Source organism: Micromonospora sp. NPDC126480 (assembly GCF_040302465.1).
Lineage (GTDB): Bacteria > Actinomycetota > Actinomycetes > Mycobacteriales > Micromonosporaceae > Micromonospora.
In genome coordinates this window covers 22,353-45,968 of the sequence record NZ_JBEORU010000032.1, presented here as the reverse complement: position 1 = coordinate 45,968, position 23,616 = coordinate 22,353, and the positions used below count along the sequence as shown (strand labels likewise).

Here is a 23,616-nt window from a genome sequence, read left to right as displayed (position 1 = left end):
GGCGGCTCAGAAACCGGGCAGGCCGAGGCCGCCCATGCCGCCCGCGACCGGGCCCATCTTCTTCTCGGTCAGCTCGCGGGCCGCCTCGGCGGCGTTGTGCACCGCCGCGACGACCAGATCCTCGAGGGTCTCGATGTCGTCCGGGTCGACCGCCTTCGGGTCGATCTTGATCGACTTGAGCTCACCCGTGCCGGCGACGGTCGCGGTGACCAGGCCGCCCCCCGCGGTGCCGGTCAGCTCCGCCTCGGCCAGCTCGGCCTGCGCCTTGGCGATCTGCTGCTGCATCTTCTGCGCCTGCTTCAGCATCTGCTGCATGTTCGGCTGTCCACCTGGGCGCACGGATGGCTCCTTCTCGCACTCGTCTGCTCGGCCGCCGCCCAGCCTAGCCCTTGTGACCGACGTCGCCCGGCCCGGCGCTTCCCGTTCCCCGCGCGCCGCCTAATGATCAGGACAGCCGGCAGGAGGGGACGAGGATGCACCGGGAGCGTGCGGCCGCCATCTTGGAGCAAGAGGCGCGGGCTTGCCACCACATGGACGCCGGCCTCTACGCCGACCTGCTGGTCCGGGCCGCCGCCGACGTGCGCGCGGGTGGTCCGTGCGCCGAGGCCCTCGAGGGGTACGCGGACGCGCCCGGCTCGGCGGCCGTCCCGCTGCGCCTGCTCGGCGCCGTGCACGCGCTCGTCCTCACCGGACGGGCGCCCGAGCTGGCGGGTTACTACCCCAGCGCCGGAGGTGCGTACCGGCCAGAGGACGCGGACGCCACCTGGGTCGCGTTCCGGGCCGTGGTCGCCGCCGAGCGAGACACGCTCCGCGGCTGGCTGCCCCGGCCGCCGCAGACCAACGAGGTGGGCCGGGCCAACCTGCTGCTCGCCGGCCTGCTGCACGCCGTCGCCGAGACCGGCCGGCGGCCGGTACGCCTGCTCGAAATCGGGGCGAGCGCCGGGCTCAACCTGCGGGCCGACCGGTTCCGGGTCACGTCCGGGGACTTCGCCTGGGGGCCGGCCGACTCACCCGTGCTGCTGCCCGACGCGTGGCGCGGCGGCGTACCGGGCTGGCTGCGGGACGCGGCCCGGACCGTTCCGGCGCTGGACGTCGTGGAGCGGCTCGGCTGCGACCTGACCCCGCTGGACCCGGGCGACGAGGACGACGTGCTGGCGCTGCGCGCGTACCTCTGGCCCGAGCACACCGCCCGGGCCGCCCGGCTGGTCGGGGCGCTGCAGCTGGCCGCCCACGTGCCGGCCCGCGTGGTCGCCACCGGCGCCGCCGACTTCCTGGCCGGGATCCGGCCCGAGCCCGGCTCGCTCACCGTCGTCTGGCACTCGATCATGCGGCAGTACGTACCGGCCGACGAGTGGGCCCGGGTCACCACCGAACTGGACCGGCTCGCCGTCGCGTCGACCCCCGACGCGCCCGTCGCGCACCTCTCCTTCGAGCCGCACCCGGTGGACGAGCCGCCGGTCCAGTTGCGTGCCCGCCTCGGGGCCGGGCCGCAACGCCTGCTCGCCGAGGCTCACCCGCACGGTCTGCCCGCCTGGGCGGTCTGAGATCCACTCGGCGTCGGTCAGCCCCGTCCGCAGGACGGCCCGACGCCGTGGACCCCGAGTCGCCCGTCCCCCGCCTAGCGGGCGTCGACCTCGTCGATCGTCTCGGCGCCGAACGCCTCCCGGAGCAACCGGACCGCCTGCTCCTCACTGGACTGCCGGGCGGTCCGCTCGTCGATCACCTCGTCCAGCGGCTCGTCGCCGGGGTCGAACCCCTCGTACACCGGTGCCGCCGGTGGGGCGCCACCACCGCCCACCGGACCGTCGTAGTCCGGGTCGTACGGCGGCTCGCCGGCCCAGTCCGCATCGGCCGTCCTCCGGGCGGGCGCGGCGGACCGCTGCGCCTTGCCCGCGCCGGCGGCCGCCGCCCGGGCGGCGGCGATCGCACTGCTCACCGGCGTCCCGCCGGCCTGGACCGCGACCGGCCCGGCCGGCTTCGGTACGGCGGTCGGCGCAGCGGCCGCACCTGCGCCCGGCGGCGGCGCTCCGGCCGGGGAGTCCGACGTCCGGGCCGACGCGGCCGGCTCGGAGCCGCCCGGCGGTGCCGTCCCGCCGGGGCGTGCCGGGGACGGCCAGTCCTCCCCGGCCGCCTCAGCGGGTACGACAGGTGCGGACGGAACGCCACCGGGACGGGCCGGCTCCGGCCACTCCTCGTCGTCGTCGCCACCATCCGCCTGGCCCCCGTCACCCGGGCGGGCCGACGCCCGGTCCGACGCGGCGGACCGCACCGGTGGAGCCGCCGGGTCGTCGGCGGGGGCCGGCCGGGCCGCAGCGGCCCGCCGGGACTGGCCGCCGGGCGACGCCCCGCTCCGCTCGCCGGCCACCTCGCACCGGATCTGCCAGCGCCCGCCCAACTCCTCGTACAGCGCGTCGGTGAGCACGGCGGCGTGGTCGGACATCATCCGGGCCAGCACCGACGACTTCACGGTCAGGACCAGCGTGTCACCGTCCAGGTCCCGGACGACCGCGTCCCGCATCAGGGCCGCGATCCGCTTGTTGGTGCGGTTGACCATGCCCACGACCTCGGGCCAGACCCGCCGCACGGCCACCGCGTCCAGGGCACCCGGGGCCGCAGCGCCGGGGCGGGGCGGCGCCGGGGTCGCCGGGTCGGGCATCACGGCGGACGGCGGCACCGCACGCCGGGCAGCCGTCGCCGGGCCACCCGTGGCAGCCGCTTCGCTTACCGCACCGGCACCGGAGGAATCCCCGGAATCCGGTCCGGCCGCTCCGCCCGCCGCACCGGTCGACGCTTCCGTTCCGGTGCCCGGGGCGGCGGAAGCCGTCTCCCCGGCACCGGGTGCGGCGGTCGCCGGGCCGCCGCTCGAGGCCGCCACCCCGGCACCGGAGTCGGCTGCGGCACGGCCACCGGCGGCACGGGCACCGGCGGTCGCGGCGGCGGCGCGGGCGGCGGCCACCCCGACCGGGGCGCCGGCAGCCGCCGGCGTGCCGGCGGGGTCACCCGGGATCGCGGCGGCAGCCGCGGGCGCGGCGGGAGGCACCGGGCGTACCGCCGGGGGGTCGGCGACCGGCGCGGAGCCGGCGGCGTCCGGCGGCGCGTCGGCGCCGGCGAGGGTGAGCCGGCGCTCCATGCGTTCGAGGCGCTGGAGCAGGCCGCCGGTCGAGTCGTCGACGCCGGGCAGCAGCATGCGGGCGCAGATCAGCTCCAGCAGCAGGCGCGGCGCGGTGGTGCCGCGCATCTCGACCAGGCCGTCGTGCACGATGTCGGCGCACCGGGACAGCGTGCCCGGCCCGAGCCGCTGGGCCTGGGCGGTCATCCGCTCGATCTGATCGTCCGGGCCGTCGATCAGGCCCTTCGTCGCCGCGTCCGGCACCTGCTGCAGGACGATCAGGTCCCGCAGGCGCTCGAGCAGGTCCGAGGCGAACCGACGCGGGTCGTGCCCGGCCTCGGCGACCCGGTCGACGGTGGCGTACGCGGCGGCGCCGTCCCCGGCGGCGAGCGCGTCGCACATCTCGTCGATCAGCGCCGAGTCGGTGACGCCGAGCAGCGCGGCGGCCCGCGCGTAGGTGACGCCCTCCGGACCGGCGCCGGCGATGAGCTGGTCGAGCACGGAGAGACTGTCCCGGGCGCTGCCGCCACCGGCCCGCACCACGAGCGGGAAGACCGCCGGCTCCACCTGGACCCCCTCGGCCTGGCAGAGCTGCTCCAGGTAGGGCCGGAGGACCTTCGGCGGGATCAGCCGGAACGGGTAGTGGTGGGTCCGCGACTTGATCGTGCCGAGGACCTTCTCCGGCTCGGTGGTGGCGAAGATGAACTTGACGTACTCCGGGGGCTCCTCGACCAGCTTGAGCAGGGCGTTGAAGCCGGCCGACGAGACCATGTGCGCCTCGTCGATGACGTAGATCTTGAAGCGGCTCTGCGCCGGTGCGAAGAACGCCTTCTCCCGCAGCTCGCGGGCGTCGTCCACGCCGCCGTGGCTGGCCGCGTCGATCTCGATGACGTCGATCGAACCGGCGCCGTCGGTGGCGAGCGCCCGGCAGGAGTCGCAGGTGCCGCAGGGCTCCGGGGTGGGACCGTGCGCACAGTTGAGCGAGCGGGCCAGGATGCGGGCGCTGGAGGTCTTGCCGCAGCCCCGGGGGCCGGAGAAGAGGTACGCGTGGTTGAGCCGCCCGCTGCGCAGCGCCTGCGACAGCGGCTCGGTCACGTGCTCCTGCCCGATGACCTCGGCGAAGGTACGCGGCCGGTACTTGCGGTAGAGCGCCAGCGCCACGGCGTCCCGCCTCCTCTCGACCGAGCCATTCTGCGCCGGTCAGGCGCGGGTGACCACCCACCACCCCGCCCCGACGCAAGGAAGGGCCCCTTGTTAACGCCTGCGGTAGAGGAAGGGCCCCTTGTTAACACCCGGCGGCCGGCGCGTGCTGCGGGCGGCGGGTACCGCGGGCGGCGGGTGCCGCGGGCGGCACAGAAAGGCCCCCCGTGCACCCGTCAGAGCCCGCTTATCCTTGCTGCCTTCCGGCCCTGGGGAGGTTCACGAGATGCACGCCGCACGGGGGGTACGCCAAGCGTACCCGACCGGCGGTGGATCATCAGGGGGTGGTGGGGTGGGCGATTCCGGCGGGACCTGTATCCTGTTCGGCGGAGGATTCGCCTAGAGGCCTAGGGCGCACGCTTGGAAAGCGTGTTGGGTTAACACCCTCACGAGTTCGAATCTCGTATCCTCCGCACCCTGATCGACGGGCCGGCTCCCGGTGGGAGCCGGCCCGTCGTCGTCTCACCCGACCAGCGCGGTGAGACCCTCAAGGTCCCAGATGGCTGCCGCGTCGGGCGCGGTCCCGACGAACCGGGGTGGGCGAGCAGCCGGAGCGTTTCGCTGTGCCGCTCGTACGCCGTCCGGTCGCCGCTGTAGAGGATCGTCGCCGCTTCCGTACCGATCGCGTCGGGCCCCGCCTGGATGCCTGCGTCCAGGTAGTGGCCGCCCAGTCGAGCGACCTCCGCCGACGACCGCCGGGCCTCCTCGGGAGTTCCGGTGCACATCGTCACTACCGTCCGCCCGGCCAGTCCGCCGTCGAGTTGATCGAGGCACTGCCGCGCGGCCTCCTGGTCGGTGACGGTCAGCAGGACCAGTTCGGTCGTCGCCACGGCCTCCGTCACCGTGCGGGCCGGCACCGCACCCGACTCCACGAGGCCCGCCGTTCGCGCCGGGGTGCGGTTCCACACCACCACGTCGTGACCACCGGTCAGCAGGCGCCGCGCCACGGCCGAGCCGATCGCACCCGTGCCGACAACGGCGACACTCCTGAACTCTGTCATCGGCCAATCATGAGACGTGAACTCGACTTCAGGTCAAGGTCCTGCTGCGTTGACAGCGTTCCGCTCCAGCCACGTCGATGCGTGAGCAGGTCCTCGCGGTGGCGGATGTCGCGGCGATACTGCGGTGTGGGAGGACGTGCGCGGCGAGGCGCTGCCCCGCCGGCAATCAGGCGCCGCCCCGCCCGGCAATCAGGCGAACTGACAGGGAAGTGCGGGGACATGGAGCTGAACGACGCGCAGTCGCGCAAGAGCAGCCGCAGCAGCGGCGTGCGCCTGCCGTTCGTCGTACACATGTTCTATCCACAGCCTGTGGACGCGGCGTGAGTTACCAGCTCAGCGCGGTCGTCGCGGACGCCGAGGTGCTCCGCGAGGAGACCCGCGACCTGGACCACGCGGTTCTCGCCGCGCTGCGGCAGGACTTCGCGCTGCTCCCGGTGACCCCGCAACTCGTCGAGGAGTTGACCGGGGCGCCGCCGGACTACGCCGTCGAGAAGCCCGACCCGAAGCACCCGTTCGCGCTGGCACTCTCCCCCGCGCTGACCGAGGTGCTGGCCCGCTGGTCGAGACGGGGGCCGGTGGCGTACGTCGAGGCGGAGTTCGCCGGCGGCCTCGGCTACCAGGCGGCGGTTGTATGGCTTCAGGGCGAGCGGTCCTGGGGGCCGCTGTTCGACTCGGCCTTCGACCGGCCCCGCGGACAGTGGCCGGTCAACGCCGCCCTCGTCGAGCTGGGCGTGGAGCCCGGCGCGTGGATCGACCCGTTCGCCGAGTTGGGTCTGCACGTCGAGCGGGACACCGCCGGCTGGCTGGCGCACGGGCGCCGCGGGTTGAGCGCGGACTACTGGGACGATCTGGCCGAGGAGTGGGAAGAGCGGCAATCCGGCGTCGGCCAGCAACCAGATGGCCCCCGTTCCGTTGGGGACTGGGGGATTCCATGAAATTGCGACAATTCGGCTTCATTGCCGCACTGATGACCGCTGCCTGGATCTCGGGCAGCGGCGCTGTTCGACCGGACGGGACCGCCGTCGTGGAACCGGCAGCCGCCGTCACGGTCGTCGACCTGGACGGGCTCGCCGACATCGACTTCGGCGACACCGAGGACGAGCTGACCCGGCGCGGCATACTCCGCACCGACATCGACGCGTGCGGCCCGACGCTGGCCGGCCACGAGACGGTCAGCCCGATCTTCGTCGACGACCGGCTGGTGCTGCTGTGGGCCGGCGAGCCGGTGCGCACCCCGGAGGGGGTGGCCGCCGGCACCCCGCTCGCCGAGGTGCGTGAGCGCTACCCGGCGGCGCGGCACCTCGACGCTCCACAGGGGACGTACCGCTTCGACGGCCTGCTGGCCCGCGACGGCGACCGGGCGTACCTCTTCCTGCACGACGGCGGGACCGTCCACAAGGTCATCGCCGGGTACGCCGACTGGGCGCAGCGCGCCTTCGACGAAGGGCACGCCCCCTGCTGAAATTGGCGGAGGCAGAGGCGGTGACCCGGGGAGTGTCGCGCCTGACCGGCGGCGACAGCCGATCTGCTGTCGCCGCCGGCACAGGCTTTCCTGGGCTGGCCCAGTTCGAGCAAACGCCAGCCGATGGGCCCGGTCAGGCCAGGCTGGGGGCGGCGGCGTACGGAGCGTCCTTCGGGTCGGCACCGAACCGGTTGCTGCCCTGCGTGCCGTCCTTCACGAAGAACACGAGAAGGACGATGAACCCCACGAGAGGCACGAGGCCGATCAACAGCCACCAGCCGGAGCGGTCGGTGTCGTGAAGTCGCCGCACGGAAACGGCCAGGCCCGGCAGCAGCAGGGCCAGGGTGACGATGAGTCCGATGACGCCCGTGGAGCCGGGGTCCGACCCGAGTTTGGTCCCGAGCGCGCCGTCCAGGATTACGGCGACAACGTTGAGAATCATGGTGAAAAGGGCAAACCACCAGTACTCGGATCGGCGGGCTCGACCGCGGAAGCCCACGTACTGGGAGAGGACGGATTTGATGGCATCAACCGGGGACATGGAATCTCCAGCGCAGTGAGAGGTGAGACCTGAAGGTCAATTGCGACGGAGCCAAGCAGACGGACAGCGGTTGATCAATGGCCGTACGGCCCAGCACCCAACGCCATTTGGCCTTGCTGTGGTACGCGGATGGCGCGTCGGCGGCCCGCTGTGGCGATGCCCGCCGGGCGGCGCGGACGAGCACCGGAGTGCCGACCGAGACCGCAACCGAGGCCAGAAACGGAACGCCCGATGCGATCCTCACGGATCGACCGGGCGTTCTCGCACTTCACGAGCGGTGGCGGCGGGATTTGAACCCGCGGAGGGCGTAAACCCTCACACGCTTTCGAGGTCTGCGACGTTCCATCTAACACCGACCGGCGGCGTTCAAGCCGCAGGCTGCGCCCTGTAGGTGTATAGCCCTGAACTGCAGTGGACGACAGAGAACGAGACCACGATTGAGACCACGACTCCGACCAACAGCCTCGGGGGCACATTGCCTCGCTCCCCCGCAAGCTCGACCTAAACCCGCGTGCTGCTCGGAACCTGCGTGACCAGCGGGTGATTGACTGATCAGGTCATCATTGATGGATGAGTCGGCGGCGGCGAGGCTTCTGGATCACGGCTTGGGGCGCCGGCGTGATCACAATGGTCGCCATGCTGGCCGCTGTTGGCGTGCGGCTGGGCTGGTGGCAGGCGTTGGCGGGGGATCCGGCGGACGACCCATGGGGTTGGGTGGAGCGAGTCGGCTGGATCACCGGTGTGTTGGGATTTCCCGTCACTATCTTCTTCGGTGTGCTTGCGCTACGGCAAGCTGCCGCCGTGGTTCCCGTCACCGTTGCCCAGCGACGACGGTGGCGTCTCATTCCAGTGAACGAGTGTCAGCCAGAGCAGCTCGGTGTCCACCGTGCCCCCGCCGTAGGGCAGCAGGCGGGCCAAGGCATGGGGCTGCCGTCCTATGTGCTGCGCGATCACGACCGAAGGCTACGGGAGAGGCTCCGGTCGGCGGCGACCAGCGGTGGCCTGCTGGTCGTGGTGGGCGGGTCGTCAACCGGCAAGTCGAGAAGCCTCTACGAAGCCGTACGAAATGTTTGCGAAGGCTGGCAACTGCTGCTCGTCGACGATGTTGAGGCGCTGCGTCAGGCGACCGACGAACTGCCCGGCCGTACGGTTGTATGGCTGGACGACACTCCATCGGTGCGCTACCTGGCACATGGCGGCCTAACCCGGACCGACGTACTTGCCCTGATCAACCGGGAACGCGTAGCCGGGCCGGTGGTAGTCGTCGACATGCTTTGGCCGGGCCCTTACCAGCAGCTGACCGCGGTACCGCAGGCCTCCAGCAACCCTGACAGCCGGGTCAGCGATCCGTGGCGCGACGCTCGGGAGGTGCTGGCCCTAGGCGGCGAGCCAGACTTCGATTCGATCGTGAGGGTGCCGGAGCAATTCAGCCAGCGGGAGCGCGACCGGGTAGCTGACACGGCGACCGCTACCGCAGATCGGCGGCTGGTCCGGGCGCTGGCGGACATCCGCTATGGGGTAACGCAACACTTGGCCGGTGTTCCACACCTCGTGAACCACTGGGAAAATTCGACCGGCGTTGAACCCTACGGCGCGGCGATACTCACGGCCGCTATCGACATCCGCCGCCTCGGCGTGCGTGCCCCTCTGGGCGTGGAATTACTCACCGCCGTCGCCCCGATCTACCTCACCGATACGCAGCTCGCTCAGGCCACCAGCGACTGGTTCGATGTCGGCTTGGCCTACGCCACGCAGCGCCTGCCCGGGGATGTCCAGGCCCTTTATCCGGTACCAGGCCCCAAGATCGGCACCGTGCAAGGGTACGAGGTCGCGGATTATCTCCAACAGCACGGTGCCAAACGTCGCTACTTCGAGGTCCTTCCCGAGCCGCTATGGGACGCGCTGTCTCCGTACATCACCGATGTCGACGACTTGCTACAACTCGCGGGTAAGGCCCGGGAGCTCGACATGTACGACCAATCGATCGTCTGGTACCGCCGAGCCTACCCGCACGTGATGGCTCGCTTTCACCTACAACAACTGCTCGTCGAGCAGGGGCGAGTCGATGAACTGCGAAGGCTGGTGGCTGATGGCGACGACAACGCCAGGCATTGGTTGGCTAATCTGCTGATCGAGCAGGGGCAAGTAGACGAGGCGATCGAAGAGCTACGGCAACTCGTCAACGCAAACGATCCCTTCGCCAGACCAACCCTGATCAAGCTGCTCGTCGAGACAGGGCGTGTAGACGAAGCCATCGCAGTGGAACGTACAGCCGCGGCCACCCGAGCAGATTATGACAACTCCCGGCTGGTAAGTCTATTGATCGGCCAAGGGCGCGCGGACGAAGCGATCCGAGAGTTGCGTGGCGCCGTCACCGCCGGCGCCCACTTCGCTCGTGAGCGGCTCGCTTACGTCCTAATCGAGCTGGGGAGGGTCGAAGAGGGAATCGAAGAAATGCGCATTGCCGCTAGCATCAGCCGCGACTCGTGGCCCCGGCTCCTCGACCTGCTGGAAGAATATGGGCGGATAGACGAGTTGTTCATGGAGCTTCGCCGAAAGGATACATACGCCGCACATTGGCGACTCCTCAGGTTGTTGGTCCAGCAAGGGCGCATCGATGAGTTGCGAGAACTGGCCTTCAGGGGTGACAGCAGCGCCATTCATCGGCTTGCGAATTTCCTACGGGAGCAGGGACAGGTAGCTGAGTTGCGAGAACTCGCGGCCATCCACCCAGCCGCAAAGCATCAACTCGCTCAACTGCTCGCGTCTCAGAACAAAGTGGACGAGGCGATCGCGGAACTACGGGATCTTTCAGAAGCCGGAGAGAACTCCGCCAGGACCTACCTAATCAAATTGCTCGCCGAGCGCGAGCGGGTAGACGAGCTACGGGAGCTTGTGATGGACGGTGACGACCGGGCCGCGCGTCAACTCATTACCGTGCTGTGCCGGCAGGGACGGGTACGAGAGGCAGTCATTCACGCGCGGAAAATGATGGCCGCCGGTGATTTGCTCGCAGTATCGCGAGTGGCGGACCTGGTGGCGGAGCAGGAGCGCATTGATGTGCTGTGGGAACTTGCTGACGCCGGTGAACACCGCGCCAAGTACTGGCGGGCAGAGCTTCTCGCAAAGCAGGAACGAGCCGAGGAACTGCAGGAGTTGGCAACTACTGGAGACCGGCAGGCCAGGAATTGTCTAGCAAAATTATTAAGAGATCAAGGGCGACTCAGCGAGCTGCGCGCACTAGCCTCCGACGATGACGACTACAGCCGCCGGCAACTAGTTGACCTATTAGCGGAACAGGGCAATACCGAAGAGCTTCGGAAAATCGCTATTGATGGCGACACGCGGCACCGGCTCGTTACCGTGCTGGTTCAGCAAGGCAAGGTAAACGAGGCGGTCGCGGAATTGCGGAGGATTGCCGCCGCCGACCCGTACGCCAGCCTGCGTCTCGCCAATCTGTTGGTGGAGCAGGGGCGAGTCGATGAGGCCATTGAGGAGTTGCGGGAGAGCACAGCAGCGGGCCACGACACCGCAAGGCTTCGACTGATCGAGTTGTTGGAACAGCACGGGCGAATCGACGATCTGCGGGATATGGCCGCCGTGGGCGACCACGACGCCAAGGACCGGCTATCCGGCGTCTCCGACAGGTGAGAAAATCGCACGATTGAGCTCCATGTTCCGAAGTAGAACGGGCGGGCACCGTGAAGTCCGACCTTCAGTCTTTCTTTGGCCCGAACCTTGCGACTGCCGCCGACGTCTCGCTTACAAGCTCTGTGCATCGCGTCCGCAGACGTCCGGCAACGGCTGCTAGCTCGGAGTCTCATCCACGTGTGCCCTCGTCGGTGTGCCGCCGTTCGGCGCGGTTGCTGTCAGCGTTGCTGTCGACAGCCAGATGGTGGCCCCGCCTCACTTGTGCAGCAGCGTCATGGCGACCACAGTGGAGGGGTCTAGTTCGTCGTGACGTTCGTCGGCCAAGATGCGCGAGAGCCCCAACTGCTCCCCGCTGCTCGTCTGGAGCACGTACACGTTCACCGCAGCGTCCGGGCTCCGCTCGCCTCTCTCTGCTTCAACCTGCCGAAGGACAGCCCACGACACCGGCACGGCCACGATCCCGGCAACCGCCGCGCCGCCGTCTGCCCGTCGTGCGCGCAGACCTACCAGCGCGACGCCTTCAACTCCTGCGCGCCGGCCTCGTCGGCGGCAAGGGCGTCCCCGAATCGGTCGCGCAGCATCCAGCGGTGTTCCCGACGTTCACCGCCCCGTCGTTCGGGCCGGTTCACGCCCGGGTGGTCAAGCGGCACACCTGCGGCAACCGCCGCCGCTGCGACTGCCGCGCCGAACCGTGCCACGCCCGCCGCGACGTCGGCCTCTGCGAGCACGGCCGGCCCGCCGTCTGCTGGGCGCGGCATGAAGCCGGGGACGCGGTGCTTGGTAGGCCGTTGTGCCTGGACTGCTACGACCACGACCACCAAGTCGTCTGGAACCTGTTCTCCGGGGAGCTGTGGCACCGCACCAAGCAAGCCGCGGAACGCTACCTGGCCAAGCTCGCCCGTCGACGCGGTATCCCCCGCGTCGAGGTCGCCACCGCCTCCGGACGCATCCGCAAGGTCCCGCCCGTGCGGCTCTCACCCGGGAAGGTCGCCGAACTGCAGGCACGGGGAGCGGTGCACTTCCATGCCATCGCCCGTCTCGACGGTGTCGACGGCCAGGACCCCGACGCGATCGTCCCCCCGCCGGCCGGGTTCACCGTTGACGACCTCGTCGACGCGTTCCGCCACGCCGCCGCCCAGGTCGCGTTCCACACCCCGCCGCACCCGGACCGGCCTGAGGGCTGGCTCATCGCCTGGGGCGAGCAGCTCGACATCCGACCCATCACCACTGGCCTCGACGGGGACGTCACCGACGGCATGGCCGCCGGATACCTTGCCAAGTACGCCACCAAGAGCACCGAGGCCACCGGGCACACCAGCACCCGCCTGACCGCCGACACGATCGGCGACTACGCCGACCCCGACGGCGACCACACCGCCCGCCTCATCGACGCCTGCTGGCGCATCGGCCGACCCACCAGCACACCCCTACCCCTGGCCGAGCGGCCCCGCGACCCACGCCCCCGACCGGGCTTCGTCGAGCGCTGGGAGTGTCCCGACTGCGGCACCCACACCCGCTACGCCGCCTGCCCCACCTGCACCGCCGCGCGTCAAGCCGCCCTTGACGCCGAACCGGCCAGCAGACCCGAACCCGGCTCCTACGCCCGGCTACGACGGTGGGCACACATGCTCGGCTACGGCGGCCACCTTCTCACCAAGGGCCGCCGCTACTCGGTGACGTTCCAACTCCTGCGGGACACCCGCGTCGCCTACCGACGGCACGAGCACCACCACCAGACCGACGAGCACAACAGCGGGCTTCGCGCTGTCGACCAGCTCGACGACACCACCACCCTCGTCGTCGGCGCCCTCACCTTCGCCGGCGTCGGCTGGCACACCACCGGAGACGCCCTGCTCGCCAACACCGCCGCCGCCATGGCGCGCGAGCGACGAACCACCGGCCGCGAAGAGCTCGCCCACGAACTCGGCACCACCAGCACAGCCTTGCCCACCGCCGCCTAACCAAACGCCACCGAAAGGAACGCGATGAACCCCGGAGAACTGCTCACCATCGAAGAAGCCGCTCGGCGGCTCGGCATCGGCCGCACCACCATGTACGCCCTCGTCAAAGCCGGCCAAGTGCGCACCGTCACCATCGGTCGCCTCCGCCGCGTACCCACCTTCTGCCTCGACGAATACGTGCGAGACCTGCTCGCCGAACCGACGCCCCTCAATCCCGCCGCTTGACGAAAGGAGCCCGGCGATGGGACGCAAGCCGAACGGCGCATCCAGCATCTATCTCGGCGCCGATGGTTCCTGGCACGGTCGGGTAACCGTCGGCGTGAAGGACGACGGCAAGCCGGACCGCCGGCACGTCCGAGGGAGGACGGGGGCTGCGGTCATCAAGGAGGTCCGGCTCCTGGAACGGGAGCGGGAGAGCGGCACAATTCGCAAGGCCGGCCAGCGCTGGACGGTGCAGACCTGGCTAACTCACTGGGTGGAAAATATCGCCGCCCCAGCCGTGCGAGAGAACACCATCGCCGGCTACCGGGTCGCCGTCTACCGACATCTCATTCCGGGCCTCGGGGCCCACCGGCTTGAGCGTTTGGAGCCTGAGCACCTCGAACGCTTCTACCGACGAATGCAGCAGAATGGCAGCGCTCCTGCGACGGCTCACCAAGCCCACCGCACCATCCGTACAGCGCTCAACGAGGCGGTACGTCGGGGGCACCTGGCGAAGAACCCTGCCGCCCTTGCCAAGGCACCACGCCTGCCCGAGAGCGAAATTGAGCCGTACACCGTCGACGAAGTGCAGCGGCTCCTGGCCGTCACCCAGGCCGCCGCAACAGCGCGCGGTGGGCGGTCGCGCTCGCCCTCGGCCTGCGCCAAGGGGAGGCGCTCGGCCTGCGCTGGTCGGATGTCGACCTGGACGCCGGGACGCTGACGGTGCGGCGCGGCCGGCAACGGCCGCGGTGGGAGCACGGGTGCCGCTCGCCGTGCGGCCGAAAGCACGGCGGGCACTGTCCCGACCGCCGTCAGGTGCGGGCCGACACCGCCGACACCAAGTCTCGGGCCGGCCGGCGCAGCATCGGGCTCCCTGACGAGCTGGTGGCGCTGCTCCGCAAGCACCGCGACGAGCAGGACCAGGAGCGCGCCACCGCCGCCCAACTCTAGGAGGGAGGTGACTGGCTGTTCGCCACGCCGACCGGCGGCCCGGTCAACCCGCGCACCGACTACGACGAATGGAAGCGACTGCTCAAGCTGGCTGGGCTACGGGACGGCCGATTGCATGACGCCCGGCACACCGCCGCAACCGTGCTGCTGATCCTCGGCGTAGCCGAGCGGGCGGTGATGGGAATCATGGGCTGGTCGAACTCAGCGATGGCGGCCCGGTACCAACACCTCACCGCCCAGGTGCGCCGGGACATCGCGCAGCGCGTCGGAGGGCTGCTCTGGGACAGCCCGACAGAGGACCCGAAATCGCGCTCTTGAGCCGCAACTGAGACCACAAGCGAGAATGCCCGGTCGATCCTCGAGGATCGACCGGGCATTCTCGCTTGTCACGAGCGGTGGCGGCGGGATTTGAACCCGCGGAGGGCGTGAACCCTCACACGCTTTCGAGGCGTGCTCCTTAGGCCACTCGGACACACCACCGCCGAGTAGGGTACAGGACCCCCGGTTCGGACGCCGAACCGGTATGCCGCCGGGTGGCCTGGCAGGATCCTTGCCATGAGTACGCACATCGGCGCGAAGCCGGGAGAGATCGCCGAACGGGTCCTGATGCCGGGTGACCCGCTGCGGGCCAAGTGGATCGCGGAGACCTACCTCGAGGGCGCCCGGTGCTACTCGACGGTCCGCGGGATGCTCGGCTTCACCGGCCGCTGGAACGGCGTGGACGTGTCTGTCCAGGGCTCCGGCATGGGCATGCCGTCCGCCTCGATCTACGCGCACGAGCTGGTGAACGAGTACGGCGTGAAGGCGCTGATCCGGGTCGGCTCCTGCGGCGCGCTCACGGAGGACCTGCGGCTGCGCGACGTGGTGGCGGCGATCGGCTCCTCCACCGACTCGAACATGAACCGGATGCGCTTCGACGGCCTGATCGACTACGCCCCGGTCGCCGACTTCGGGCTGCTGCGTACCTCGGTGGAGGTGGCCGAGCGGCGCGGCATCACCATGCGGGTCGGCCCGATCCTCGCGGCGGACGCCTTCTACACGGACCGGCCGGACCTGTACGACACGCTCGCCGACTACGGCGTCCTCGCGGTCGAGATGGAGTCGGCCGCCTTGTACACGATCGCCGCCCGGTTCAAGGCACGCGCGCTGACCATCCTGACCGTCAGCGACCACATCCGCACCGGCGAGAAGACCACGTCGCAGGAGCGGGAGCAGACGTTCAGCCAGATGGTGGAGATCGCCCTCGACACCATCACCGCCTGACATCCGCACCGCCTCGTCGCCCCGTCGTCCGGTCCGGTCGGCGGGGCGGCCCGCGTTCGCGAACCGGTGACGGGCATCACGCAGAAGAACAGCACGACCGGTCGTGCTAATTGCGTACGCTGCCCTCATGACTGTCGACGGCCGCCTCGCCCGCGGCGAACGCACCCGCACCGCGGTGCTGGACACCGCGGTGGTGCTCGCCACCGAGGCCGGCCTGCACGGCCTGTCCCTCGGGCAGCTCGCCGACGCGCTGGGCGTCAGCAAGTCCGGCCTCTTCGCGCACTGGCGGTCGAAGGAGGCCCTCCAGCTCGCGACCGTCGACCGGGCCGTCGAGCAGTGGCAGCAGCGCATCGTGGCGCCGGCCCTGGCGGCACCCCCGGGCGTACGCCGGCTGTGGGCCCTGCACGACGCCCGGATCGCCTTCTACGAGACCGGGACGCTTCCCGGCGGCTGCTTCTTCGCAAGCACCGAGTTCGAGTACAACGCCCGCCCCGGCCCGGTCCGGGACCGGCTCGCCGAGGTCTTCGCCCGCTGGACCAGCTTCCTGGAGCGGCTGGTCCGCGAGGCGGTCGACGCCGGTGAACTCCCCACCGGCACCGACGTCGCGCGGCTGGCGTACGAGGTCGACGCCCTGGGGATCGCCGCCGCCGTCCGCTCCCGGCTGCTCGACCCGGAGACCACCTACGCACACGCACGGCACGCCGTGCTGACCCGGCTCCGGGCGCTCTGCCCGGACCCGGCCCTGCTACCGGAAGGCCAGACATGAGCCACGCCCTCGCCGACCCGCCCGCCGTCGACTTCGGCCACGTCGAGCACGTCACCGTGCACTTCGACGACCTCGACGCCCTGGGGATCCTGCACAACGCCCGGTACGCGGTGCTGCTGGAGCGCGCGCTGACCGCGTACTGGTCTGAGCGGGGGGTCGCCTTCCGGGCCGGAAACGTCGCCCCGGACGCCTTCCACGCGGTCCGCGAGTTCAACATCACCTACCGGGCGCCGATCACCGGCACCGGCCCGGTCGCCGTCCACTTCTGGCTCGACCGGTTCGGCACGAGCAGCGGCGAGTACGCCTTCCGGTTCCGCTCGGTCGACGGCGCGACGGTGTACGCCGAGGGTCGCCGGGCCATCGTGCGACTCGACCCGGCGACCATGCGCCCGGCTCCGTGGACGGACACCGCGCGGGCGGTCGCGGCCGCCCTGCTGCGCCCCGCGACCTGAACACACCTGTTAAGAGGGGGCCCCGCTACTACCGGAGGCGTTAATAAGGGGCCCTTCCTTACCGGAAGAAGGCGCGCAGGACGGCGGCGGTTTCGGCTTCTAGGACGCCGGCGTAGACCTCCGGACGGTGGTTGAGGCGGCGGTCGCGCAGCACGTCCCAGAGTGAGCCGGCCGCGCCGGTCTTCGGCTCCCAGGCACCGAAGACGACGGTCGAGACGCGGGCCAGCACCAGCGCGCCGGCGCACATCGTGCAGGGTTCGAGCGTGACCACCAGGGTGCAGCCGTCGAGCCGCCAGCCGCCCAGCCGGCCGGCGGCCCGGCGCAACGCCAGCACCTCGGCGTGCGCGGTCGGGTCGCCGGTCAGCTCCCGCTCGTTGCGGCCGGTCGCCAGCTCGATCCCGTCCGGGCCGTAGAGCACCGCGCCGACCGGTATGTCGTCGGGGGCGGCGGCCCTGGTGTCCGCGCCGGTCACGGCGATCTCCAGCGCCCGGCGCATCCACAGCTCATGGCGTTGCCGGCGACCCGCGCCGTCCGGGTCGGCCAGCCCCTCGCCCGCGCCGGGGCCGATCCGACCGGCGCGGCCGGGCGTCGGTTGCCCGGGCCGGACCGTCCCCAGTGCCGGATCGGTGGCGTCGGCCGGCTCACCGCCGTGCGGGAGCAGCGGCTCCCCCGCCGGGCCGTGCGGGAGCGGCGCGCCGCCGGCCGCCCCTGGACCGGTCGGCTCAGACCTCACGCAGTTCCTCGACCTCGTCGGCGCAGCCCAGCACCGCGCACACCTCGGCGGTGACGTCGGCCGGCAGCATGCCCTCGTGGGTGCAGAGCGCCAGCAGCTTAGGCGCGGGAATGCCCAGGTCGGCGAGGAGGTCCGCGTCGCCGACCGGGTCCGCCTCCGGGTCGACGGCCGGCTGTTCGCTGTCCTCGTCGCCACTGGACGGGCGGGACTCCTCGGTCTCGTCGAGGCCGGTCACCGAGGTCTTCAGGTCACCCACCAGCAGCGCGCCCAGCCGGGACTCCTCGGCGTACGCCGAGTCGGAGCCGAACACCCGCAGATCCTCGCCCTCGTCGAGGCGCAGGATCACCAGGTACGCGTCCTCGGCCTCGACGAACAGCAGCGACAGGTCGGCGTCCGGGTCGGCGTCACGCAACCGATCGGCGACGTCGTCGATGTCGGCGACCCCGCGCAGGTTCACCTCGGCGGCGGTCCAGCCGCTCTCGTCGCGCACCACCGCCGCAGCGAAATACGACACGGTCCCCCCAAACTGCCTCGGCGCCGCAAACCGACCCGTTACGCGTGCACGTTAGCCGGTCGGGTCGGCAGGCGACCGGTCAACGCCCCGAAGGGCCGGCCAATCCTGGGGTGGGTGGGGTCATCCGGCGACGCGTCGCCGGGTGGCGATGAGCTGGCGCAGCCGTTCGCTGCGCAGGCGCTGCGGCCGCTCCCGTTGGCGTACCGTCCGCGCGCCCGCCAACTCGGCGAGGAGTTGGAGGCGGCGGCGGCTGCGCTCAGGGTCCAGCCGCGGAGTGGTCCAGGCCATACCGCCGAGAGTGCGCCAGCCCCGTCGGCAAGTCAAGACGGGCTTCGCTGCGCAGCCGACCCGCGACCGACCGCGATCCCGCCGCGGCCCACCGGCTCACCAGAGGGGCCAGTCGCCGCCGGCCGCCCAGCGGGTCAGCACGACCGCCGCCGCGATGCTCCACCCGCCGCCGGTGACGATGGCGATCCCGGCGCCGACGCCCCGGTCACCGTGCCGGACCAGCAGGAGGGCGACGAGCCACGCGAGGCCGCCGGCCAGGGCCGTCCACCAGACGTACGTCCGGACGTCCGTGCCGAGCAGCCCGAACAGCAGCAGCCAGGCGGCGGCGCCGGCACCGCCGAGGGCGACCCCGGAACCGGAGACGGGGTGCGGTTCGCGGTAGGTGGGCCGTGCGGGCGGACCGGACGGGAAGAGCCCCGACGGGTTGCGCGGGCGGAACCCGCCGTACGGGTCGGTCACGGTCGCCTCCCTCCACACACGCCTCTCGTCCCCACCGTACTGGTCTGCCAGGATGTCCGGATGCCCCCGCCGTCGAGCCGCCGCCGCGCGTACCCGGTCCTGCTGCTGATCGTGTCGGTGCTGGCCGGCGGCTGCGCGACGACCCGGCCCGGCGCGGACGTCGGCGCGCCGACCGGCCTGGCCACCGCCGACCAGCCGGCCACGTCGGTGCCGCCGATCGCCGTGCCGCCCGGCGGCCCGTCGGCGACGCCGACCCGCGCCCCGGTCCGGCACGTCTTTCCGGTACGCGCCCGGAAGGTCGCCTACCACCCGACCCACTCGGCCTATCCCGGCACGGACATCTTCGCCGACTGCGGCGAGCCGGTCGTGGCGGTGACCGACGGGACGGTGCTGGAGGTCAGCCGGGTGGACCGGTTCGACCGGCGTGGCCCGCGCGGTCCCTACAACGGCGGCCTGTCGGTCTCGGTGCTGGGCGACGACGGTGTGCGGTACTACGGCTCCCACCTGACGGAGGTGGCCGCGGGCATCGACCCCGGGGTACGTGTCCGGGCCGGCCAGCGGCTCGGCACGGTGGGCCGCACCGGCAACGCGAACAACGTGTGCCACCTGCATTTCGGCATCTCGCCGCCGTGCCCGGGACAGGACGGCTGGTGGATCCGGCGTGGCGTGGTGTGGCCGGCGCCGTACCTGGACGCGTGGCGGCGGGGCGTCGACCGGTCGCCCGCGGCGGAGGTGGCCGCCTGGCACCGCCGGCACGGCTGCCCGAAGGCGCCCGCCGCTCGCTAGGCGGGGGCGCACCGGGAGCGGGAGCACCATCCCGGATTTGTCGTCATCAGTGCGCAACGAGGCAGAAACATTGACGTGCCTTGAGGCGTTGGGTTAGCGTCGCCGGCCAAGAGAGCGCTCTCACGAGCAACTTTCCTGACAATTCGACTAGCGCCGAGCCGAACCGCTCGTGCGATGGGAGGCACCGTGCCACCTCCTGCGCCACACCGCGCCCTCGCGGTCACCGCCGCCCTGGCCCTCGTCCTGGGCGGTCTCGCGGTCGTCGCCACCGCCCCCGCCCACGCTGCCGCCGTCGGTGCCGGCAGCTACACCACCGAACGCGTCGGCCCGCTCCCCACCGGCTGCGCGGACCTGACCACCAACCCCCGCCGGTTCGTCACCGCCGACGCGCCGGCCGGGCCGGTGCCCACGAACGACTGGTGGTCGTCACTGCTGTGGAAGCGGACGAACTGCTCGTACAGCGAGCCGCTGCACGCCCATCCGCTGTCGTTCCAGACCTTCGGCGACGGCCTCGGCTTCTCCGCCACCTCCACACCGACCATCACCGGCACCGCGACCGGCGTCGGTGAATACAAGTTCGGCTACGTCGAGGACATCCGGGTCGGCGTGGGCGCACTCGGGGCACCGGTCGTCACGGTCGACGACTGGACCGACTGGACGGTCACCCCGTACTGGGCCGACGGGGCGCGGACCCTGCGCGCCACCATCGGCCACGGCCTGCCCTTCGCGTACTTCCAGGCCACCGGAGGTGACGCGCACATCAACCCGACCGGCGGCGCCGCCACGGTCTGGTCGAACAACGGCCCGACCATCGGCTTCAGCGTCCGCGGCCACGACTACGTCGCGTACGCCCCGAGCGGCGCCGGCTGGACCGTGACCGGCGGGCGCATCACCTCGAACCTCGCCGGGAAGGGCTACTTCTCCGTCGCCCTGCTGCCCACCACGCCGGCCACCCCGGCGGCCGAACGCGTCGAGCTGGCCACCACCTACGGCCGGTACGCGCACGCCCACGTCACCGGCACCCGCGTGTCGTACGCGTACGAGCCGACGACCAGCACCGTCACCACCACGTACGCGTTCACCACCACCGCCCGGGAGGGCACGGCCGACGACACCGTGGTCAGCCTCTACCCGCACCAGTGGAAGGTGCTCACCGGCGCCACCCCGATCCCGCCGACCTATCCCTCCGCTCGCGGCCGGATGAAGGTGCTCACCGGTGTCGACCAGTTCCGCACCTCGATGCGGTTCCACGGGGTGCTGCCCGAGGTGCCGGCGGTCGCCACCGGCTCCGGATCCGACCTGGCGACCCTGCGCGACCACCTCGCGGCGGTCCGGGGCAACCCGATGGACCAGCGCGGCACCGACACCTACTGGACCGGAAAGGGACTCGGCCGGGCCGCCCGGATCGCCGAGATCGCCGACCAGGTCGGCGACACCGAGACCCGTACGGCGGCGCTGAACGCCATCCGTTCGACGCTCAACGACTGGCTCACCGCGTCGCCCGGCGAGACCGCGCGGCTGTTCCACTACGACCGCAACTGGGGCACGCTGATCGGCTACCCGGCCTCGTACGGGTCCGACCAGGAGCTCAACGACCACCACTTCCACTACGGCTACTTCGTCGCCGCCGCCGCGACCCTGGCCAAGTTCGACCCGCACTGGGCCCGCGACGACCAGTACGGCGGCATGATCGACCTGCTGATCCGCGACGCCAACAACTACGACCGCTCCGACCAGCGCTTCCCGTACCTGCGCGACTTCGACATCTACGCCGGCCACGACTGGGCCGCCGGGCACGGTTCCTTCTTCTCCGGCAACAACCAGGAGTCCTCGTCCGAGGGGATGAACTTCGCCAACGCCCTGATCCAGTGGGGCCAGGCCACCGGTGACACGGCGGTCCGGGACGCCGGCGTCTTCCTCCACACCACCCAGGCGGCGGCGATCCACGAGTACTGGTTCGACGTCGCCGACCAGAACTACCCGGCCGGCTTCGGGCACTCGACGGTCGGCATGGTCTGGGGCGACGGGGGCGCGTACGCGACCTGGTTCAGCGCCGAGCCGGAGATGATCCAGGGCATCAACATGCTGCCGGTGACCGGCGGCCACCTGTACCTGGGCCACCACCCGGCCTACAACGTGACCAACTACCAGGAGCTGGTCCGCAACAACGGCGGCGAACCCACCGTCTGGTCGGACATCCTGTGGCAGTTCCTGGCCCTCGGCGACCCCGACGCGGCGTTGGCGAAGCTGCGCGCCAACCCCGGGTACACCCCGGAGGAGGGCGAGAGCCGGGCACACACCTTCCACTGGATCCGCAACCTGGCCGCGCTGGGGCAGGTCGACACCCGGGTCACCGCGAACCACCCCCTCACGGCGGTCTTCGTCAAGAACGGAGCCCGCACGTACGTCGCCAGCAACATCACCGCGGACCCGCTGACCGTGACGTTCTCCGACGGGACACGGCTGGACGTACCGGCGGGCCGGACGGCCACCTCCGGGGCGCACACCTGGAGCGGCGGCAGCGCCAACGGCGGCGCCGACCCGACCCCCACCCCGACGCCGACCGGCACGCCGAGCCCGACACCGACCGGCACACCGAGCCCGACGCCGACCGTGCCGCCCACCGGCACGCCGAGCCCGACCACTCCGCCGCCGGATGACTCGCCGACGAGGTACCTGCTGCCCGGCGGAGGCCTCGGCGCCGCGGGCGGCGCCGCGACCGCCACGGTGAGCGGCGCCAACGGCAACCACGACGGCACCCCGCACAACCCGCTGGTGTTCACCGCGACCGGGCTGGGCCTGACCCACACCGGTGGGCCGACCACCTTCGACCTGTTCCTCGACGCGAATCAGGCGGTCGGCAACGGGGTGCAGGCGAGGATCTCGTACGACCTGACCGGGGACGGCAGCTGGGAGCGGGTCGAGACGTACCGCTACTTCGCCACCGACCCGATCCCCGGCTGGGAGCACTACACCCAGAACCAGGGCCTGCTCGCCGGCACCGGCGCCCTGGGCGACCTGTCCGGCGGGACGGTGCGGGTGGAGGTCTGGTCCGCCATCGGCGTCAACCCGACCACGCTGGGCGTCGGCGACCGCTCGGTCGTGCGCCTCCCGTACTCCTGACCGCACCCCCGGCCCCGCGGCCGCCGGTCGTCCGCCGACCGGCGGCCGCGCCATCGCGTAGGTTGCTGGGCATGACCGCCCGGGACCCGATCGCCGACCTGCGCCGGATCGCCTTTCTGCTGGAGCGGGCCAACGAGGCCACCTACCGCGTCCGGGCCTTCCGCTCGGCCGCGAACGCCCTGGCCGCGTTGCCGTCCGCCGAGGTCGCCGAGCGGGCGCGGACCGGCAAGCTGACCGAGCTGTCCGGGGTCGGCGACGTCACGGCCCGCTGCGTCGCCGAGTCACTGGCCGGCGAGGAGCCGGTCTACCTGCGCCGGCTGGTGGCGACCGAGGGATCCGACCTGGATGCGGAGGCCACCGCCCTGCGTACGGCCCTGCTCGGCGACTGTCACACCCACTCCGACTGGTCCGACGGTGGCTCACCGATCGAGGAGATGGCGCTCGCGGCGGTCGAGCTGGGCCACGAGTACGTGGTGCTGACCGACCACTCGCCGCGGCTGAAGGTCGCGCGCGGGCTTACCGCCGACCGGCTGCGCCGCCAGCTGGACCACGTGGCGAAGCTGAACGAGGCGCTGCCCGAGGGTTTCCGGATCCTCACCGGCATCGAGGTCGACATCCTGGCCGACGGCTCGCTCGACCAGGACGAGGAGCTGCTCGCCCGCCTGGACGTGGTGGTGGGCTCGGTGCACAGCGGCCTGAACGACGAGCGCGGGAAGATGACCCGCCGGATGCTCGCCGCGATCGCGAACCCGCACCTGGACATCCTGGGCCACTGCACCGGCCGGATGGTGTCGTCCCGCCCGGAGGGCGTGAAGGGGCCGGGCGACCGGGCGCACCGGCCGCGTACGCGTAAGGAGAGCGAGTTCGACGCGGAGGCCGTCTTCGCGGCCTGCGCCGAGCGGGGCGTGGCCGTCGAGATCAACTCGCGGCCGGAGCGGCAGGACCCGCCGAAGCGGCTGATCCGGCGGGCGCTCGAAGCCGGCTGCCTCTTCGCGATCAACACCGACGCGCACGCCCCCGGTCAGCTCGACTGGCAGCGCTTCGGCTGCGAACGCGCCGCGCGCTGCGGCGTCCCGGCCGATCGCGTGGTCAACACGTGGCCGGCGGAGCGGCTCGTGGCCTGGGCCGCGAGCCGCTCCTGACACCGGCCGCACC

19 protein-coding genes, 2 tRNA genes, 1 other RNA gene and 2 pseudogenes are annotated in these 23,616 nt (G+C 71.5%); 14 read left to right on the top strand and 10 right to left on the bottom strand.

Annotated elements, in window-relative coordinates; all coding sequences use genetic code 11:
* Positions 1-6 precede the first annotated feature (6 nt).
* On the bottom strand, positions 7-315 hold the full coding sequence (locus ABTW87_RS25015) for a YbaB/EbfC family nucleoid-associated protein (RefSeq protein WP_350653433.1): 309 nt from the start codon (positions 313-315) through the stop codon (positions 7-9).
* Positions 316-473: 158 nt separating this feature from the next.
* On the opposite strand from ABTW87_RS25015, the gene ABTW87_RS25010 reads away from it, so the two are divergent.
* On the top strand, positions 474-1,544 hold the full coding sequence (locus ABTW87_RS25010) for a DUF2332 domain-containing protein (RefSeq protein ID WP_350653395.1): 1,071 nt from the start codon (positions 474-476) through the stop codon (positions 1,542-1,544).
* Between the two features lie 74 nt (positions 1,545-1,618).
* Here the strand turns inward: ABTW87_RS25010 and ABTW87_RS25005 are convergent, their stop codons facing one another.
* Positions 1,619-4,270: a DNA polymerase III subunit gamma and tau gene (locus ABTW87_RS25005; protein ID WP_350653394.1), complete on the bottom strand. Its 2,652-nt coding sequence runs from the start codon at positions 4,268-4,270 to the stop codon at positions 1,619-1,621.
* Positions 4,271-4,465: 195 nt separating this feature from the next.
* Positions 4,466-4,556: signal recognition particle sRNA small type (gene ffs / locus ABTW87_RS25000), an RNA gene on the bottom strand.
* An 81-nt stretch (positions 4,557-4,637) separates the two neighbouring features.
* Between ffs and ABTW87_RS24995 the strand changes: the two genes are divergently transcribed.
* Positions 4,638-4,722, top strand: a tRNA-Ser gene (locus tag ABTW87_RS24995).
* Here ABTW87_RS24995 and ABTW87_RS24990 read toward each other — a convergent pair.
* Positions 4,696-5,310, bottom strand: coding sequence for an NAD(P)-dependent oxidoreductase (locus tag ABTW87_RS24990; protein WP_350653393.1), 615 nt, complete (start codon positions 5,308-5,310; stop codon positions 4,696-4,698). The two genes, ABTW87_RS24995 and ABTW87_RS24990, sit on opposite strands and share 27 nt — an antisense overlap.
* A gap of 320 nt (positions 5,311-5,630) precedes the next feature.
* Here ABTW87_RS24990 and ABTW87_RS24985 point away from each other — a divergent pair, with 320 nt between their 5' ends.
* The gene (locus tag ABTW87_RS24985) at positions 5,631-6,245 is read left to right on the top strand and encodes a hypothetical protein (protein WP_350653392.1); all 615 of its coding nucleotides are present in this window, start codon (positions 5,631-5,633) and stop codon (positions 6,243-6,245) included.
* Between the two features lie 32 nt (positions 6,246-6,277).
* Complete coding sequence (locus ABTW87_RS24980; RefSeq protein WP_350653432.1) at positions 6,278-6,772, top strand: thioredoxin domain-containing protein; 495 nt, start codon at positions 6,278-6,280, stop codon at positions 6,770-6,772.
* A gap of 133 nt (positions 6,773-6,905) precedes the next feature.
* Here ABTW87_RS24980 and ABTW87_RS24975 read toward each other — a convergent pair whose 3' ends face one another.
* On the bottom strand, positions 6,906-7,313 hold the full coding sequence (locus ABTW87_RS24975) for a DUF805 domain-containing protein (protein ID WP_350653391.1): 408 nt from the start codon (positions 7,311-7,313) through the stop codon (positions 6,906-6,908).
* A gap of 570 nt (positions 7,314-7,883) precedes the next feature.
* Here ABTW87_RS24975 and ABTW87_RS24970 point away from each other — a divergent pair.
* From ABTW87_RS24970 to ABTW87_RS24955, 4 genes and pseudogenes are all read left to right on the top strand, one after another.
* The gene (locus ABTW87_RS24970) at positions 7,884-10,964 is read left to right on the top strand and encodes a tetratricopeptide repeat protein (protein ID WP_350653390.1); all 3,081 of its coding nucleotides are present in this window, start codon (positions 7,884-7,886) and stop codon (positions 10,962-10,964) included.
* A 462-nt stretch (positions 10,965-11,426) separates the two neighbouring features.
* Positions 11,427-12,925: pseudogene (locus ABTW87_RS24965) on the top strand (replication initiator); the annotation flags it as partial.
* A gap of 24 nt (positions 12,926-12,949) precedes the next feature.
* Positions 12,950-13,150 carry a helix-turn-helix domain-containing protein gene (locus tag ABTW87_RS24960; RefSeq protein WP_350653389.1) on the top strand — a complete coding sequence of 67 codons (201 nt, stop codon included), beginning with the start codon at positions 12,950-12,952 and terminating at the stop codon, positions 13,148-13,150.
* Positions 13,151-13,166: 16 nt separating this feature from the next.
* A pseudogene (locus tag ABTW87_RS24955) lies at positions 13,167-14,395 on the top strand (tyrosine-type recombinase/integrase).
* 75 nt (positions 14,396-14,470) lie between these two features.
* Here the strand turns inward: ABTW87_RS24955 and ABTW87_RS24950 are convergent.
* Positions 14,471-14,557, bottom strand: a tRNA-Ser gene (locus tag ABTW87_RS24950).
* A 75-nt stretch (positions 14,558-14,632) separates the two neighbouring features.
* Here ABTW87_RS24950 and deoD point away from each other — a divergent pair.
* From deoD to ABTW87_RS24935, 3 genes are all read left to right on the top strand, one after another.
* Entirely contained in the window at positions 14,633-15,340 is a 708-nt protein-coding gene (deoD, locus tag ABTW87_RS24945; RefSeq protein WP_350653388.1) for a purine-nucleoside phosphorylase, read from the top strand.
* 127 nt (positions 15,341-15,467) lie between these two features.
* Positions 15,468-16,106 (top strand): TetR/AcrR family transcriptional regulator, encoded by a 639-nt coding sequence (locus ABTW87_RS24940; protein WP_350653387.1) that lies wholly within the window; start codon positions 15,468-15,470, stop codon positions 16,104-16,106.
* Positions 16,103-16,558 (top strand): acyl-CoA thioesterase, encoded by a 456-nt coding sequence (locus tag ABTW87_RS24935; RefSeq protein WP_350653386.1) that lies wholly within the window; start codon positions 16,103-16,105, stop codon positions 16,556-16,558. Before ABTW87_RS24940 ends, ABTW87_RS24935 begins: the two co-directional genes overlap by 4 nt.
* A 58-nt stretch (positions 16,559-16,616) precedes the next feature.
* On the opposite strand, the gene ABTW87_RS24930 is transcribed toward ABTW87_RS24935, so the two are convergent.
* From ABTW87_RS24930 to ABTW87_RS24915, 4 genes are all read right to left on the bottom strand, one after another.
* Entirely contained in the window at positions 16,617-17,054 is a 438-nt protein-coding gene (locus tag ABTW87_RS24930) for a nucleoside deaminase (RefSeq protein WP_350653431.1), read from the bottom strand.
* A 226-nt stretch (positions 17,055-17,280) separates the two neighbouring features.
* Entirely contained in the window at positions 17,281-17,805 is a 525-nt protein-coding gene (locus ABTW87_RS24925; protein ID WP_350653385.1) for a tRNA adenosine deaminase-associated protein, read from the bottom strand.
* A 120-nt stretch (positions 17,806-17,925) separates the two neighbouring features.
* Positions 17,926-18,093: a hypothetical protein gene (locus ABTW87_RS24920; RefSeq protein ID WP_350653384.1), complete on the bottom strand. Its 168-nt coding sequence runs from the start codon at positions 18,091-18,093 to the stop codon at positions 17,926-17,928.
* Positions 18,094-18,189: 96 nt separating this feature from the next.
* Positions 18,190-18,552 (bottom strand): hypothetical protein, encoded by a 363-nt coding sequence (locus tag ABTW87_RS24915; protein ID WP_350653383.1) that lies wholly within the window; start codon positions 18,550-18,552, stop codon positions 18,190-18,192.
* Between the two features lie 60 nt (positions 18,553-18,612).
* Here ABTW87_RS24915 and ABTW87_RS24910 point away from each other — a divergent pair, with 60 nt between their 5' ends.
* The 3 genes from ABTW87_RS24910 (at position 18,613) to ABTW87_RS24900 (ending at position 23,603) form a co-directional block, all read left to right on the top strand.
* Positions 18,613-19,338, top strand: a complete 726-nt coding sequence (locus ABTW87_RS24910) for a M23 family metallopeptidase (protein WP_350653382.1) — start codon at positions 18,613-18,615, stop codon at positions 19,336-19,338.
* 174 nt (positions 19,339-19,512) lie between these two features.
* Positions 19,513-22,461, top strand: coding sequence for a glycosyl hydrolase (locus tag ABTW87_RS24905; RefSeq protein ID WP_350653381.1), 2,949 nt, complete (start codon positions 19,513-19,515; stop codon positions 22,459-22,461).
* A 71-nt stretch (positions 22,462-22,532) separates the two neighbouring features.
* Complete coding sequence (locus ABTW87_RS24900; protein WP_350653380.1) at positions 22,533-23,603, top strand: PHP domain-containing protein; 1,071 nt, start codon at positions 22,533-22,535, stop codon at positions 23,601-23,603.
* Positions 23,604-23,616 lie beyond the last annotated feature (13 nt).